This window comes from Pseudomonas sp. LM13 (assembly GCF_041381355.1).
GTDB lineage: Bacteria > Pseudomonadota > Gammaproteobacteria > Pseudomonadales > Pseudomonadaceae > Stutzerimonas > Stutzerimonas frequens.
The window spans coordinates 141,661-155,442 of the sequence record NZ_JACBXH010000003.1; the positions used below are offsets into that span (position 1 = coordinate 141,661).

Genomic DNA, 13,782 nt, shown 5'->3' on the forward strand with positions numbered 1-13,782 from the left:
ATGACGCCACGACCACTGCATCCAGCCGTCACCGCAACCGCGCCTTTGCTTTAATATGGCGCCCTTTCCCCGCCGCACCGGAGCCCTGATGACCGCGCCTGCCCTCTCCCCGACGCTCGAACTCGCCTGCGAGCTGATCAATCGCCCATCGGTGACGCCGCTGGATGAAGGCTGCCAGCAGCTGATGAGCCAGCGCCTGGCGGCCTGCGGCTTCACCATCGAGCCGATGCATATCGAGGACGTGGAAAACTTCTGGGCCATTCGCGGCAACGAAGGCCCGGTGCTGTGCTTCGCCGGCCATACCGACGTGGTTCCCACCGGCCCGCTGCAGGCCTGGCAGAACCCGCCGTTCAGTGCGCGCATCGACGAGCAGGGCATGCTCCACGGTCGCGGCGCGGCAGACATGAAAGGCAGCCTGGCCGCCATGGTCGTCGCAGTGGAACGCTTCACCGCCGACCATCCGGACCACAAGGGACAGATCGCCTTTCTGATCACCAGCGATGAGGAAGGCCCGGCGCACCACGGTACCAAGGCGGTGGTTGAACGCCTGCGCGAGCGCGGCCAGCGCCTGGACTGGTGCATCGTCGGCGAACCCTCGAGCACCAGTCTGGTGGGCGACGTGGTGAAGAACGGTCGCCGCGGCTCGCTGGGCGGCACGCTCACCGTTCGCGGTCAGCAGGGCCATGTGGCCTACCCTCATCTGGCGAAGAACCCGATCCACCTGGCTGCGCCGGCACTGGCCGAGCTGGCTGCCGAACATTGGGACGATGGCAATGCGTTCTTCCCGCCGACCAGCTTCCAGATCTCCAACCTGAACGCCGGCACCGGCGCCACCAACGTCATCCCCGGCACGCTGGAAGCGGTATTCAACTTCCGCTTCTCCACCGAGTCGACCGTCGAAGGCTTGCAGCAACGCACCGCGGCGATCCTCGACAAGCACGGTCTGGACTGGAACGTGGACTGGGCACTGTCCGGCCTGCCGTTCCTCACCGAACCGGGCGCGCTGCTCGACGGAGTGGCCAAGGCGATCCGCAGCGTCACCGGCCGTGAAACCACACCATCCACCAGCGGCGGCACCTCGGACGGACGCTTTATCGCCACCCTGGGTACCCAGGTGGTCGAGCTCGGCCCGGTCAATGCCACCATCCACCAGGTCGACGAGCACATCCTGGCCAGCGATCTCGATGTGCTGACCGACATCTACTACCAGACCCTGGTGAACCTGCTGGCATGCTGATCTGCCCGATCTGCCAGACGCCGCTCAGCGCGGTGGAAAACGGCGTGGCCTGCCCGACCAACCACCGTTTCGACCGCGCGCGCCAGGGCTACCTGAACCTGCTGCCCGTGCAGCACAAGAACAGCCGTGATCCAGGCGACAACCAGGCGATGGTCGAGGCGCGCCGGCGCTTTCTCGATGGCGGTCACTATGCGCCGCTGGCTCGACGCCTCGCCGAGCTGGCCGCCGAGCGCGCGCCGCAACGCTGGCTGGACATCGGCTGTGGCGAGGGCTACTACACAGCCCAACTGGCCGCCGCGCTGCCGGATGCAGAAGGCTATGCACTGGACATCTCCCGCGAGGCGATCAAGCGCGCCTGCAAACGCGCGCCGCAACTCGAGTGGCTGGTCGCGAGCATGGCCCGCGTGCCGCTGGCCGAGGCCAGCTGCGACCTGCTGGCCAGCGTGTTCAGTCCGCTGGACTGGCAGGAAGCGCGACGCCTGCTCTCGCCCGGCGGCGGACTGCTGCGCATGGGGCCGACCCGCGAGCACCTGTGGGAGCTGCGCGCGCGGCTCTACGACGAGGTACGCGACTACGACGACGAGAAACACCTGTCGCTCATTCCGGACGGCATGCGCCTGACCCACAGCGAAACCCTCAGCTATGAACTGCAGCTGGACAACGCCCAGGCCCGCGCCGATCTCCTGGCGATGACCCCGCACGGCTGGCGCGCCAGCGCCGAGCGGCGCGCCGCCGTCATCGACACGCCGCTGACGGTGCGGGTTGCGATACGCTACGACTGGATCGAACGAATTTCCTAAGGCAAACGCCTCGACAGCATACGAGGCAGGCCAAGGCACAACACAGAAGGCAGTCGCCCATGCGTCAACCCGATATCGAGATCTACCTCAGGGATGCCAGCCAGGAAGCCGTCGGCGAGTGGCTGGCCGAGGCCATCGGCCCCTGCTCCGCCTGGCAGCAGAAAGGCCAGACCTTCAAGTGCAACGCCGCCGGGATTCCAGTGACCTGGCTGCCCAAGGCGGTCGGCAAATGGCACTGCCTGCTCCTGGAAAGCGACGCCACGCCCTGGGCCGATGACCTGGCCTGTGCGCGCGCGGCACATCAGGCCCTGGGTGTGGAAATCCGCTGCGCACCGGGTGGCTGGCAGGAAGAGGAAGCCGAGGAAGAGGCCGACCGCTGGATTCGCGTCAGTGCCGACGGCGAGGAAGAAATAGTCTGGCGCACGGGTTGATCGCACCCGGGTTGTGAAACACCCACCAGGAAACAGCAGATTGGCCCTTGGTGGTCTGCAGCGGAGCGTCGCCAGCTCAAAAAACAAAGCCCGTCATCAGGACGGGCTTCGTTCTTCTGCGACCGGAGTCAGAGGCCGGCGACGTCCTCGGCCTGCAGGCCTTTCTGGCCCTGGATCACCGAGAATTCCACCTGCTGCCCCTCGGCCAGCGAGCGATGGCCTTCGCCACGAATGGCGCGGTAATGCACGAACACGTCGGCGCCATTACCCCGCTGAATGAATCCATAGCCTTTTGCATCGTTGAACCACTTGACGGTCCCGGTTTCGCGCTCAGCCATTACCACTTCTCCAACTCGCTTTTTGTTATTCCTCGGAAGAGGGTTTGCACAGCCTGGCCCTCGTGCATTCGTCAGCTTGCAAATGCGACTCGAAAGCAGCCGTCGCCGGAGTATAAGCCAAGGATTTCTGCTGTCAGCCCCTTTCCGTCTCGCATTGTCCGTCTGCACGACGGCCGTGGCCGCCGTGCCGGCCAGCGTCAGGCACTACGGCGGCGGCGCCACAGCCACAGCGCGAGCACGCCCAGCGTCAGTACCAGCGGGACCAACGCGATATTGGCGAACTTCAGCGTACGTCCCAGCGCCTCGATATCGGCGTTGAGCTGGTAGCGCACCTCGCGCAGCTCTTTGCGGATGCGCACCTTCTCTTGCAGGAACTGGCGCAACGCTTGTTCCTGCTCGCCGGTGAGCTCCAGTGCCTGTTCGGGGTCCGGGCTCTGCAGCTCGGCCAACTTTTGCTCGGTATCGGCCAGACGCTGCTGCAGCACCTCCTCCTTCTCGCGGAAACGATCCTCGGCCTGGCGCTGCAAGGTTTCCACTACCGTGAACGGACGGGTGAAGCGACCGCGCGAACGCACGCTGATCAGCGCATCGGTGCCGGAGAGATTATCCAGCGCGTTGATCACGAAGGCGCCGTTGTCCGCCCAGGGCTGCGGAACGCGCTGACCGAAGAAGTCCTGCACCTGCACCCACATGCGGTCGGCCAGCATATCGGTGTCGGCTACCGCGATGACGTTGATGTTCTGGCTCTCCTGGATGCCCTTCTCACGCCCTTCGATGCCATTCGGGAACGCGGTTTGCGCCGGACCCTGAATCCGCGCCGCCAGGGTATAGCGCTCGCCGGTGGGCTCGAAGTCGAGCAACAGGGTCTCGGGGTTGTCCAGCGTGGCGAAGCGTCCGGCATCCACCGGCATGGCGTATTCGGAGCTGCGCATCAGCGGGGTGAAGCGCGTGGTCGCCCCTTCCAGCGGCTCGAGAATGCCGGCACTGCCGAGCGTGATGTTCTCCAGCGCGGCGACACTCACGTCATCCTGGTCCAGCGCGGCACGCGGCAGGCTCAGCCAACCGGCATGCCGCACCGGCCGACGCTCAGCGCCCATGCCCACCGACATGCCGTAAGCGGCATCAGCGAGCGCCTTCTTCGGCACCATACGCACGCCCCAGGCCTTGAACAGCGGTTCCAGGTCAGAGACCCGCTCCTCGCCGAACTCGCCCGGGCCGATGCCCATGCCCGGATCGATCTCGCTGTGCGGATCAAGGAACACCAGGAGCTTGCCACCGCGCAGGACGAACTGGTCGATAGCGAACAGCGTCTGCTCGGGCAGATCCTTCGGATGGATCAGCAGCAGCACCGATACATTGGTGGGGATCAGATCGACATCGCGCTGCAGGCTCTCGATATGGAACAGCTGGCGGACCTCCTCCAGCACCATCCACGGCGGCGTCGCCTGCTGCGTGCGCATGTCGAAGCCCCCGGTCAGCTGCAGGCCGGAAAGCACACCCACCACCGGCAGCTCGGCAGTCGCCAGGCTCTGCACCAGGCGGCTGACCTCGTACTCGAGAAACTCCTCCTGATCCAGCGGGAAGAACGGGATGATCTGCGTATTGCCCTCGGCATTGGTGCCGGCCAGCCCGAAGTAGACCTTGTCACCGCCCTGGTTGAGCGGCACCGCCTGCAGGCCGAACTCGGCGGCGCGGTCTTCTTCCTCGGAGAACGGCTGCGGATCGATCACGTGCAGCTTGAGCTTGCCGCCAGAGGCGCGCTGATAGGCACGCAGCATCTCCTCGACCCGACGCGCGTAGTTGCGCAGCGCGACCAGGTCCTTGGCGGTCTCGTCCGAATAGAAGAAATGCAGCTCGATGGGTGACTGCAGCCCCTCGAGGATGCGCTCGGTACCCTCGGAAATGGTGTAGAGCTTCTGCTCGGTCAGGTCCAGCCGGGCATTGGTCAGCAGCGTGCCGGTCAGCCCATTGAACAGCAGGAATGCCAGCGCGATCAGCAGCAGCCCGGCACCGGAATAGATGACTCGTTTCATGGTGACTCCTCAGGCGGCTTTCTTCAGGTCGACGACCACGGCGGTGGCCGCCAGCCAGGCGACGATCAGCGTGACGAAATACAGCAGGTCACGCAGGTCGATCACGCCCTTGCTGATGGAGTCGAAACGGATCAGGAAGCTCAGCGAAGCCACTGCATCGATCAGCCACTGCGGCGCCCAGGCGAGGGCGTCGAGCACCATCGGCAGACCGCTGACGATGAACAGGAAGCACACCGCCACCGAGAGGATGAAGGCGATCACCTGGTTTTTCGCCAGCGCCGACATGCACGAGCCAATGGCCAGGAAGGCGCCGGCCAGCAGCCAGCTGCCGAGATAGCCGGCGACGATCACGCCATTGTCCGGCTCACCCAGGTAATTGACGGTGATGACCATCGGGAACGTCAGCAGCAGCGCGATCCCGGCAAAAACCCAGGCGGCGAGGAACTTGCCGGCGACCGCCTCGAAACGGGTGATCGGCAACGTCATCAAGAGCTCGATGGAACCGGACTTGCGCTCCTCGGCCCACAGGCGCATGGCGATAGCGGGTACCAGGAACAGGTAGAGCCAGGTATGAAAGCTGAAGAAGGGCGTCAGGTCGGCCTGGCCGCGCTCGTAGAAACCGCCCAGGTAGAAGGTGAATACCCCGGACAAGACCAGGAAGATCAAGATGAACACATAGGCGAGCGGTGTGGCGAAATAGCTGCCCAGCTCGCGCTTGAAGATGACCGGCAACTGGCTCATAGCGCTTCCCCTCGCGTCAGGTTACGGAACACCTCATCCAGCCGGCCGCGCTCCACGTCCAGCTCCGTGACGGCCCAGCCCTGCTGGGCGATCAGCGCGTTGACCTGCGGGAAGATCACGTGCCCGGGCTGCGCCAGTACGGTCAGGCTGTGCTCGCGCTCGTTGCGCTCGACACCGGCGACACCCGGCAAGGCCGCCAGGGCGACTTCGTCCAGCGGCGCATCACTGACCAGCGTGACCGCCTGGTGATGCTTCGAGCGGCTTTCCAGCTCCAGCGGCGTGCCATCGGCCACCAGCCGGCCATTGGCGATCACCACCGCGCGGGTGCAGACCGCACTCACCTCCTCGAGAATATGGGTGGAAATGATGACGATCTTGTCCTGCGCCAGCCCCTGAATCAGCTGGCGCACCTGATGCTTCTGGTTCGGATCGAGCCCGTCGGTGGGCTCGTCGAGGATCAGCACGTCAGGGTCGTGCAGGATCGCCTGGGCCAGACCGACACGCCGCTTGAAGCCCTTGGACAGCGTCTCGATGCTCTGCCCCAGCACCTTCGGCAATTCCACCTGGGCGACAGCTGCATCGACCCGCTGACGCTTGTCCGCACCGCGAAAACCGCGCACTTCGGCGATGAACTCGAGAAAGCCACGCACCGTCATGTCGCCATAGCAAGGTGCGCCTTCGGGCAGATAGCCGATCAGCCGCTGGGCCTGGAGGGTCTGGGTGCGGATGTCGTGACCGAGGATGCGGGCAGTGCCGGATGTCGGCGCGAGAAAGCCGGTCAGCATCTTCATCGTGGTGGACTTGCCGGCCCCATTGGGGCCGAGGAACCCCAGCACCTCTCCGCGCTGGACCTGGAACGACAGGTCGTCGACCGCGGTGTGCTGGGCAAAACGCTTGGTCAGGTTGCTTATTTCGATCATGGGCTCTCACCAGTGCGCACAAGGCCTGGCGTGCCGCCGCGCGACCCGAGCCAGGCCCTGCAAAAATGCCGGCGGAACTATAAGAACAGCTACTGGACGAATGCAACCACGCGGCTTGGCGGCAACGTTTGCCGGACGTTGCCGCCAAGCCTCCAAGCGATGCAATGGACCCCGCACAGCGCTTGAAGTACGTTCTCGAATCCATGGAAAGCGGCGATCGATCTGCCTGATCACGCCGCCTCTCAAGGTGGTTACCGACACATGTCCCTACGCTTCGGAGAAATTCCTGCCTCACTGGCGCCAATGGAGCTGTTGCTGTTCGCCGATCCTTCGCCGAGCAAGGTGCGCTCGTATCTGGCGGACTCGACGTGCTTCGCCGCATCGCTCGACGGAACGGTCGTCGGCATCGGTGTCGTGCGGCCGATCGGCGAAGGCGCGCATGAGCTGATGAATATCGCGGTACGACCCACCCGGCAGAAAGCGGGCTACGGCACGGCACTGCTGGAATGGATCATCGAGCACTACCGCAGGCTCGGCGCCGGCCGGCTCGAAGTGGGCACGGGGTCGTTCGGCTATCAACTGGCGTTCTATCAACGCCAGGGCTTTCGCGTAACGCGAATAGAACGAGACTTCTTCGTCGACCACTACCCCGAGCCGATCATCGAGGTCGGGATCCGCCACCTGGACATGCTGCGCCTAACGCTCAGCTATTCAGGTGATTCCGGTTAGCCGCGGCCAAGTCGCCGCCCTTGCTGCAAACGGAGCTGCGAGCAACAGCCTCCTCCTTTGATCCGAGAGCACTGCAATGCCGAACCCGATCGAATTCGAAACCGAACGCCTGTTCATGCGGCAATGGCGCCCGAGCGACCGGGCGCCCTTTGCCGAACTGAACGCAGACCCGCGGGTCATGGAGTATTTCCCTGCCCCGCTCGAGCGCGACGAGAGCGATGCGCTGGCCGATCGCTGCCAGGCGCTGATCGAGCAGCGAGGATGGGGCTTCTGGGCCGTGGAGCTGAAGGCATCCGCCGAGTTCATCGGCTTCCTCGGCCTGCATGTACCGATCGCCGAGCTGCCCTTTTCGCCCTGCGTGGAGATCGGCTGGCGCCTGGCCTTCCAGCACTGGCACAGAGGTTTGGCAACGGAGGCCGCGCGCGGTGCGCTCGCGGTGGCCTTCGACAGGCTGGATTTGGCGGAAATCGTCTCTTTCACCACGGTCGGCAATCAGCGTTCGCGCGCGGTCATGCAACGAATCGGCATGCGCGAGGCGAGCCGCTTCGAGCATCCGAGCATACCCATCGGTCATCCACTTCGCGCACACTGCCTGTACCGTCTTTCGCAGGTGGACTATCGGGCGCAGCAGATTGCAGGTGACTGAGCCCCGTCCGAACACGCTCCCACCTACAACCTGGTCCTGGTCATGCCCGTCCTGTTGCTCTCCCTGTTGCTGCTCGCTGCTCCCGGCTTCGCCCATGCGGAGGACGGGGCAATTGCCCGTCTGTTCGAACGCGCGGGGGTCGAGGGGACACTGGTGATCGAGTCCGTCGCCACGGGCCAGCGCTTCGTCCACAACGATGAACGCGCCGGCACGGCTTTTCCCGCAGCGTCCACGTTCAAGGTGCTGAACACCCTGATCGCACTGGAGGAAGGTGCCATCGCCGGGGCGGACGAGATCATCCCCTGGGACGGCACCCGTTACGAGATCGAGGACTGGAACCGCGACCAGACCTTGAAGAGCGCATTCAGGGTCAGCTGCGTCTGGTGCTACCAGAGGCTGGCCCGGCGGGTGGGCACGGCGGCCTATCTGCGCCACATCCGCCAGGCGCATTACGGGCAGCTGCACGAACCTGTCATCGTCACCGAGTTCTGGCTCGATGGCTCGCTGCGGGTCAGCGCCGAACAACAGGTGGGCCTGCTGCGCCAGGTGGTCGCGCGCAGCCTGCCGTACCGGGCGAAGAGCTACGACACCCTCAGGACCATCATGCGCGTCGACAGCACGCCGGCTTATAGCCTGTATGCCAAGACCGGTTGGGCGGCTCGCGACAATCCTGGCATCGGCTGGTACATCGGCTATGTTGAAGCCGGCGCCGGCACTTGGCTGTTCGCGCTGAATCTGGACACCGGCGATGCGACCGATCTGCCCCTGCGCCAGCGGATCGCGCTAGATGCGCTGCGGGCCAAGGGCATCCTGCCTGCCGAATGAATCCTCCGGCGAGTTCCGCGGTAGCCGGCGAAGCCACGATCTGCACCACCCCACATGGAGCCGCCATGCGCAGCGACGAGATCAAAGCGGTATTCGATCAACAGGCCTCCAGCTATGACGAGCGCTGGGCCAGAACCGCGCCCATTCGCAATGCCCTGCATTTTCTTCTGGAGGCGGTGTTCGCACCGCTGCCGGCCGAGGCGCGGGTACTGTGCATCGGCGCCGGCACCGGCGAGGAAATTCTGCACCTGGCCCAGTGCCGACCCGGTTGGACCTTCACCGCGGTGGAGCCATCGGGCGCGATGCTGCACGTCCTTCGCGACAAGGCAATCCGAGCCGGAATCGAACAGCGCTGCCAGTTCCATGAGGGCTACCTGGAGACACTGCCTGAGCAGGCCCCCTTCGACGCGGCAACCTCCCTGCTGGTATCCCAGTTCATTCTCGAGCGCGACGTACGCATCGGCTTCTTTCGTGACATAGCCGCCCGACTCGGCCCGGGAGCGCTATTGGCCAGCTCTGACCTGGCAGCGGACGTCACCACGCCAGCGTATGCGGCGCTGCTGGAAACCTGGCTGAACATGATGACCCTCGCCGGCATTCCCGCGGCAGGCCTAGAGCAGATGCGTGCCGCCTATGACCGTGACGTGGCGATACTGCCCCCGGAGCAGGTCGCGTCCATCATCGAGGCCGGCGGCTTTGCCTGCCCCGTGCCGTTCTACCAGGCCGGGCTGATCCATGCGTGATACGCGCGGCGAGCCGATGCGCCCTAGCGCCCGGCCGGTCGTGCAGGCGCTGCTGATCGCCTCTCTCGCCGGCGCTTTCATCTGGGCATTGTCGCCCTGGGCCAGTGGTCAGGCCGAACCCTGGGACGGCGACGGCCTGTACTACAGTGGTGCGCTGTTTACCGCCGGCGTGCTGTCCGGTTTTATCGTGCCGCGACCGCTCTGGGCACAGTACCTGGGGGGCGTCGTCGGTCAGGTGCTGTACCTGCTCCTGTTCCTGCCCCTCAGTCCGTTGCTCGCCGTGGGCCTCGCGTTTCTGCTGCTCTGGTCGCTGCTGTTTCTCGCCGGGGCCTATGCCGGCGCGCGTCTTCGTAGCCGTTGACGCGCTTCGAAACGGCTGCCTAGCGAGCCATCGCAGGTCACGAGCCGGGCAGATGCCGGTCCGATCGGGCCCCAACCGAGCAGCGCAGGTTTTGCCCGCCCACCTCGCTTGGGGCACACTTGCCGCCTTCGAGGGCCCGCCCCTTCCACAGTCGAATCCGCCGTATGACCCGCTCCCCCGTTCGCCGTCTGATCTTCTCCCTGCTGCGCCGTGTGCTGTACACCTGGGTGCGCTCGGAGACCATCAACCAGTCCGCCTTTACCCTCAAGCTGGATCGCAGCAAACCGGTGTTCTATGTGCTGCAGCAACCCTCGCTGAGTGATCTCGCCGTGCTCGATGCCGAGTGCAGCAAGGCCGGGCTGCCGCGCCCGGTGGCCGACGTGGCGGTGGGCGAACTGGTGGAACCGGCCGCTTTCTTCTTCCTCAATCCGGCACCCAGCTGGTTCGGCCGACGCACCCGACTGGTCGCGCCACAGGCGCTGGTGCGGCTGGTCGGCGCGCTGGAACACAACGCGGTGGAGAACGCGCAGATCGTTCCGGTCAGCGTGTTCTGGGGACAGTCGCCGAATCGCGAGACCAGCGCCTGGAAGTTGCTGTTCGCCGACAGCTGGGCGGTCACCGGGCGCCTGCGCAAGCTGCTCAGCATCCTGGTGCTGGGGCGCAAGACCCGCGTGCAGTTCTCCGCGCCGATCCAGCTCAACGAGCTGGTGGCGCAGAACAAGGGGCACGAGCGCACGCTGCGCATGGTCCATCGCATGCTGCGGGTGCACTTCCGCAACCAGAAGACTGCGGTGATCGGGCCGGACCTGTCGCACCGGCGCAATCTGGTGAAGGGTCTGGTGCACGCACCGCAGGTCCGCCAGGCGATTCGCGAGGAAGCCGAACGCGAGAAGATCACCATCGAGAAGGCCGAGGCCAAGGCGCTGCGCTATGGCAACGAGATCGCTTCGGACTACGCCTACACGGCGGTGCGCTTTCTCGAGGTGGTGCTTTCCTGGTTCTGGAACAAGATCTACGACGGCATCCGCGTCAACCATATCGAGCCGCTGCAGGACGCCGTGCGCGGCTACGAAGTGATTTACGTGCCCTGCCACCGCAGCCATATCGATTACCTGCTGCTCTCTTACCTGCTGTTCCGCAACGGCCTGACGCCGCCGCACATCGCCGCTGGCATTAACCTCAACATGCCGGTGATCGGCAGCCTGCTGCGCCGCGGCGGCGCCTTCTTCATGCGCCGCTCGTTCAAGGGCAACCCGCTGTACACCTCGGTGTTCAACGAATACCTGCACAACCTGTTCACCCGCGGCTTCCCCGTCGAGTACTTCGTGGAAGGCGGGCGTTCGCGTACCGGCCGCATGCTGCAACCCAAGACAGGCATGCTGGCCCTGACCCTGCGCAGCTACCTGCGCTCGTCGCGCCTGCCGATCCTCTTCGTGCCGGTCTACATCGGCTACGAGCGGGTGCTGGAGGGCCGCACCTACCTCGGCGAGCTGCGCGGCGCGGCGAAGAAGAAGGAGTCGATCTTCGACATCTTCAAGGTCATCGGCGCGCTCAAGCAGCGCTTCGGTCAGGTCTGGGTCAACTTCGGCGAGCCACTCAAGCTCAACGAATTCCTCGAGCAGGAACAACCCGGCTGGCGTCAGCAGACCTACGCGCCGGATTACCGTCCCGAATGGCTGAACGACACCACCAATCGCCTGGCCGAGCGCATCGCCCAGCGCCTCAACGAGGCGGCGGCCGTCAACCCGGTCAACCTGGTGGCGCTGGCGATGCTCTCCACCAGCCGTCAGGCGCTAGACCAGCAATCCCTGGCACGCATCCTCGATCTCTACCAGGCGCTGTTGCGCGCGGTGCCCTACTCGCCGCACACCACCCTGCCGGAGGGCGACGGCAACGCGCTGATCGCCTACGTGAAGAGCCTCGACCTGCTCGCCGAGCAGAAGGACGCGTTGGGCAACATCCTCTATCTAGACGAGCAGAATGCCGTCCTGATGACCTACTACCGCAACAACGTGATGCACATCTTCGCGTTGCCGGCGCTGTTGGCGAGCTTCTTCCAGAGCAGCTCGCGCATCAGCCGCGAGCAGATCCAGCGCTTCACCGAGGCGCTGTACCCCTATCTGCGTGCCGAGCTGTTCATGCGCTGGGAGGTCGAGGAACTGGAAGCCGTGGTCGACCAGTGGCTGGCGGCATTCGTCGAGCGCGACCTGCTCAAGGTGGACGGCAACCACTACGTGCGCCCGGCGCCGAGTTCGCGGCAGTTCGTGCTGCTCACGCTGCTGGCGCGGGTGCTAGTGCAGACCCTGCAGCGTTTCTACATGGCCACCTCGCTGCTGCTCAACAGCGGCCAGCACAGCCTGAGCGCCGAGGAACTGGAGAACCTCTGCACGGTCATGGCCCAACGCCTGTCGATTCTCCACGGGCTCAACGCGCCGGAGTTCTTCGACAAGGCGCTGTTCCGCCATTTCATCCAGAGCATGCAGGAACAAGGCGTGGTCAGCCCCGACGAAAACGGCCGACTCGGCTATCACGAAAAGCTCGCGGAACTGGCCGAGGGCGCGGCCAAGCGCGTGCTACCGGCGGAGATTCGCCTGTCGATCCGTCAGGTCGCGCTGGAGCGTCATCACGACGAAAGCGATTCACCGCCGCCTGCAACCGACGCCTGACGCTGCCAGGTCATCACCCGCTCCGGGTGGCCGGTGTGCGCGTCCAGCTGCTCGCCTGCGATCTGGAAACCGTGGCGACGGTAGAAGGCGATACTGGCGCTGTTGGCGGCATAAACGGTCAGGCTCAGCCGCTCGCGCAGGCCCTTGGCGTGCTCGAGCAGCGCCGAGCCGATGCCATGGCCCTGCTCCGTTGGCGCCACGAAGATAGCGGCCAGGACGTCATCGAGCAGCGACACGAAGCCGACCACCGTGCCATCCCGCTCGTAGACCCAGGTCTGCGCAGCGGGCAGATAGAGGTTGCGCATGTCATCCAGCCGCGCCTCCCAGAAGCCGCGCTCGACAAAATCATGGGCACGGCTGGATGCCTCGAGCCAGATGCCCAGCAGCGTTTCCAGATCATCGGGGCGGTTAGGGCGGATCATGTACGGCTCTCCAAAACGGCGAAGGGCAGGACGGTAGCGCATCGTCGCCGGGATGTCGCGCCGCCGGTAATCCACTAGCATCAATGCAAGAACCCAGCGGCGTTAAGACGCCAGACACACTCCACCTGCCAGCAAGGTAATCACCATGTATCGCATCACCACTCTCGTCGCCGGCCTAGCCCTCTCCGCCAGTGCCTTCGCCCTGTCGCTCGCCGACCTGACCCAACGCGATGCCAGCGCCGGCCTCAAGGATGCCCTGAGCCAGGGCGCCAAGGTCGCCGTACAGCAGCTCGGCCGCCCTGGTGGCTTCAGCAGCGATCCGGACGTGCGCATCGAGCTGCCGGGCAACATCGGCAAGGCTTCGCGGATGCTGAAAATGCTCGGCATGGGCGCGCAGGTCGAGCAGCTGGAGAACAGCATGAACCTCGCCGCCGAGAAGGCCGTGCCCGAGGCCCAGCAACTGCTGCTCGATGCCGTGCGCAAGATGACCGTGCAGGACGCCAAGGCGATTCTCGCCGGCGGTGACGATTCGGCTACCCAGTACCTGAACAAGTCCAGCCGCGAGCAGATCCGCGCCAGGTTCCTGCCCATCGTCAAGCAGGCCACCGACCAGGTCGGCCTGGCGCAGCAGTACAACGCGGTGGCGGCCAAGGTGCCGGCGGGGCTGAACGGCAACTACGCCAATATCGAAAGCTATGTGACCGAACAGGCGCTCAACGGCCTGTTCACGGTGATTGCCGAGCAGGAGGCGAGCATTCGCAAGAATCCCGCCGCGGCGGCCACCAGCCTGGCGAAAAAGGTATTCGGCGCGCTTTGATGCGTACTAGCGAGTCGCCTACCGGGTGGATGGCTTCAACCATCCACCCGGTGTCTATTGCCCCGCCGCAGGG

The 13,782-nt window shown here is 65.1% G+C and carries 15 protein-coding genes; 10 read left to right on the plus strand and 5 right to left on the minus strand.

Annotation, left to right across the window (positions count from 1 at the left end):
• The first annotated feature begins 88 nt into the window (after positions 1-88).
• Genes dapE through HZR81_RS04525 form a run of 3 tightly spaced genes read left to right on the plus strand, consistent with a single transcriptional unit; the run spans position 89 to position 2,468 of the window.
• On the plus strand, positions 89-1,237 hold the full coding sequence (gene dapE / locus HZR81_RS04515; protein WP_500127431.1) for a succinyl-diaminopimelate desuccinylase: 1,149 nt from the start codon (positions 89-91) through the stop codon (positions 1,235-1,237).
• The gene (locus HZR81_RS04520) at positions 1,231-2,037 is read left to right on the plus strand and encodes a putative RNA methyltransferase (RefSeq protein WP_500127432.1); all 807 of its coding nucleotides are present in this window, start codon (positions 1,231-1,233) and stop codon (positions 2,035-2,037) included. The genes dapE and HZR81_RS04520 overlap by 7 nt, the downstream gene beginning before the upstream one ends.
• Positions 2,038-2,096: 59 nt before the next feature.
• On the plus strand, positions 2,097-2,468 hold the full coding sequence (locus HZR81_RS04525; protein WP_013983309.1) for a hypothetical protein: 372 nt from the start codon (positions 2,097-2,099) through the stop codon (positions 2,466-2,468).
• Between the two features lie 128 nt (positions 2,469-2,596).
• On the opposite strand, the gene HZR81_RS04530 is transcribed toward HZR81_RS04525, so the two are convergent.
• From HZR81_RS04530 to HZR81_RS04545, 4 genes are all read right to left on the minus strand, one after another.
• A complete protein-coding gene (locus HZR81_RS04530) occupies positions 2,597-2,806 on the minus strand; it encodes a cold-shock protein (RefSeq protein ID WP_003293422.1) in 210 nt (69 codons plus the stop codon).
• Between the two features lie 197 nt (positions 2,807-3,003).
• Positions 3,004-4,839 carry a Gldg family protein gene (locus tag HZR81_RS04535; protein WP_230726362.1) on the minus strand — a complete coding sequence of 612 codons (1,836 nt, stop codon included), beginning with the start codon at positions 4,837-4,839 and terminating at the stop codon, positions 3,004-3,006.
• 9 nt (positions 4,840-4,848) lie between these two features.
• Positions 4,849-5,580 (minus strand): ABC transporter permease subunit, encoded by a 732-nt coding sequence (locus tag HZR81_RS04540; protein WP_500127433.1) that lies wholly within the window; start codon positions 5,578-5,580, stop codon positions 4,849-4,851.
• Complete coding sequence (locus tag HZR81_RS04545) at positions 5,577-6,500, minus strand: ABC transporter ATP-binding protein (RefSeq protein WP_500127434.1); 924 nt, start codon at positions 6,498-6,500, stop codon at positions 5,577-5,579. Before HZR81_RS04545 ends, HZR81_RS04540 begins: the two co-directional genes overlap by 4 nt.
• 261 nt (positions 6,501-6,761) lie before the next feature.
• Here HZR81_RS04545 and HZR81_RS04550 point away from each other — a divergent pair, with 261 nt between their 5' ends.
• From HZR81_RS04550 to plsB, 6 genes are all read left to right on the plus strand, one after another.
• A complete protein-coding gene (locus HZR81_RS04550) occupies positions 6,762-7,229 on the plus strand; it encodes a GNAT family N-acetyltransferase (protein ID WP_500127435.1) in 468 nt (155 codons plus the stop codon).
• Between the two features lie 76 nt (positions 7,230-7,305).
• Positions 7,306-7,875, plus strand: a complete 570-nt coding sequence (locus HZR81_RS04555) for a GNAT family N-acetyltransferase (RefSeq protein ID WP_500127436.1) — start codon at positions 7,306-7,308, stop codon at positions 7,873-7,875.
• Between the two features lie 54 nt (positions 7,876-7,929).
• Positions 7,930-8,700, plus strand: coding sequence for a class D beta-lactamase (gene blaOXA / locus HZR81_RS04560; RefSeq protein ID WP_500127467.1), 771 nt, complete (start codon positions 7,930-7,932; stop codon positions 8,698-8,700).
• A gap of 65 nt (positions 8,701-8,765) precedes the next feature.
• Positions 8,766-9,443, plus strand: coding sequence for a class I SAM-dependent methyltransferase (locus tag HZR81_RS04565; protein ID WP_152481496.1), 678 nt, complete (start codon positions 8,766-8,768; stop codon positions 9,441-9,443).
• On the plus strand, positions 9,436-9,804 hold the full coding sequence (locus tag HZR81_RS04570) for a hypothetical protein (RefSeq protein WP_152481497.1): 369 nt from the start codon (positions 9,436-9,438) through the stop codon (positions 9,802-9,804). Before HZR81_RS04565 ends, HZR81_RS04570 begins: the two co-directional genes overlap by 8 nt.
• A 164-nt stretch (positions 9,805-9,968) precedes the next feature.
• On the plus strand, positions 9,969-12,470 hold the full coding sequence (gene plsB, locus HZR81_RS04575) for a glycerol-3-phosphate 1-O-acyltransferase PlsB (RefSeq protein ID WP_500127437.1): 2,502 nt from the start codon (positions 9,969-9,971) through the stop codon (positions 12,468-12,470).
• Here the strand turns inward: plsB and HZR81_RS04580 are convergent.
• Positions 12,428-12,892 (minus strand): N-acetyltransferase, encoded by a 465-nt coding sequence (locus HZR81_RS04580; protein WP_151320589.1) that lies wholly within the window; start codon positions 12,890-12,892, stop codon positions 12,428-12,430. The genes plsB and HZR81_RS04580 overlap by 43 nt on opposite strands.
• 145 nt (positions 12,893-13,037) lie before the next feature.
• Here HZR81_RS04580 and HZR81_RS04585 point away from each other — a divergent pair, with 145 nt between their 5' ends.
• Complete coding sequence (locus HZR81_RS04585; protein ID WP_068506292.1) at positions 13,038-13,709, plus strand: DUF4197 domain-containing protein; 672 nt, start codon at positions 13,038-13,040, stop codon at positions 13,707-13,709.
• The last annotated feature ends 73 nt before the right edge of the window (positions 13,710-13,782 follow it).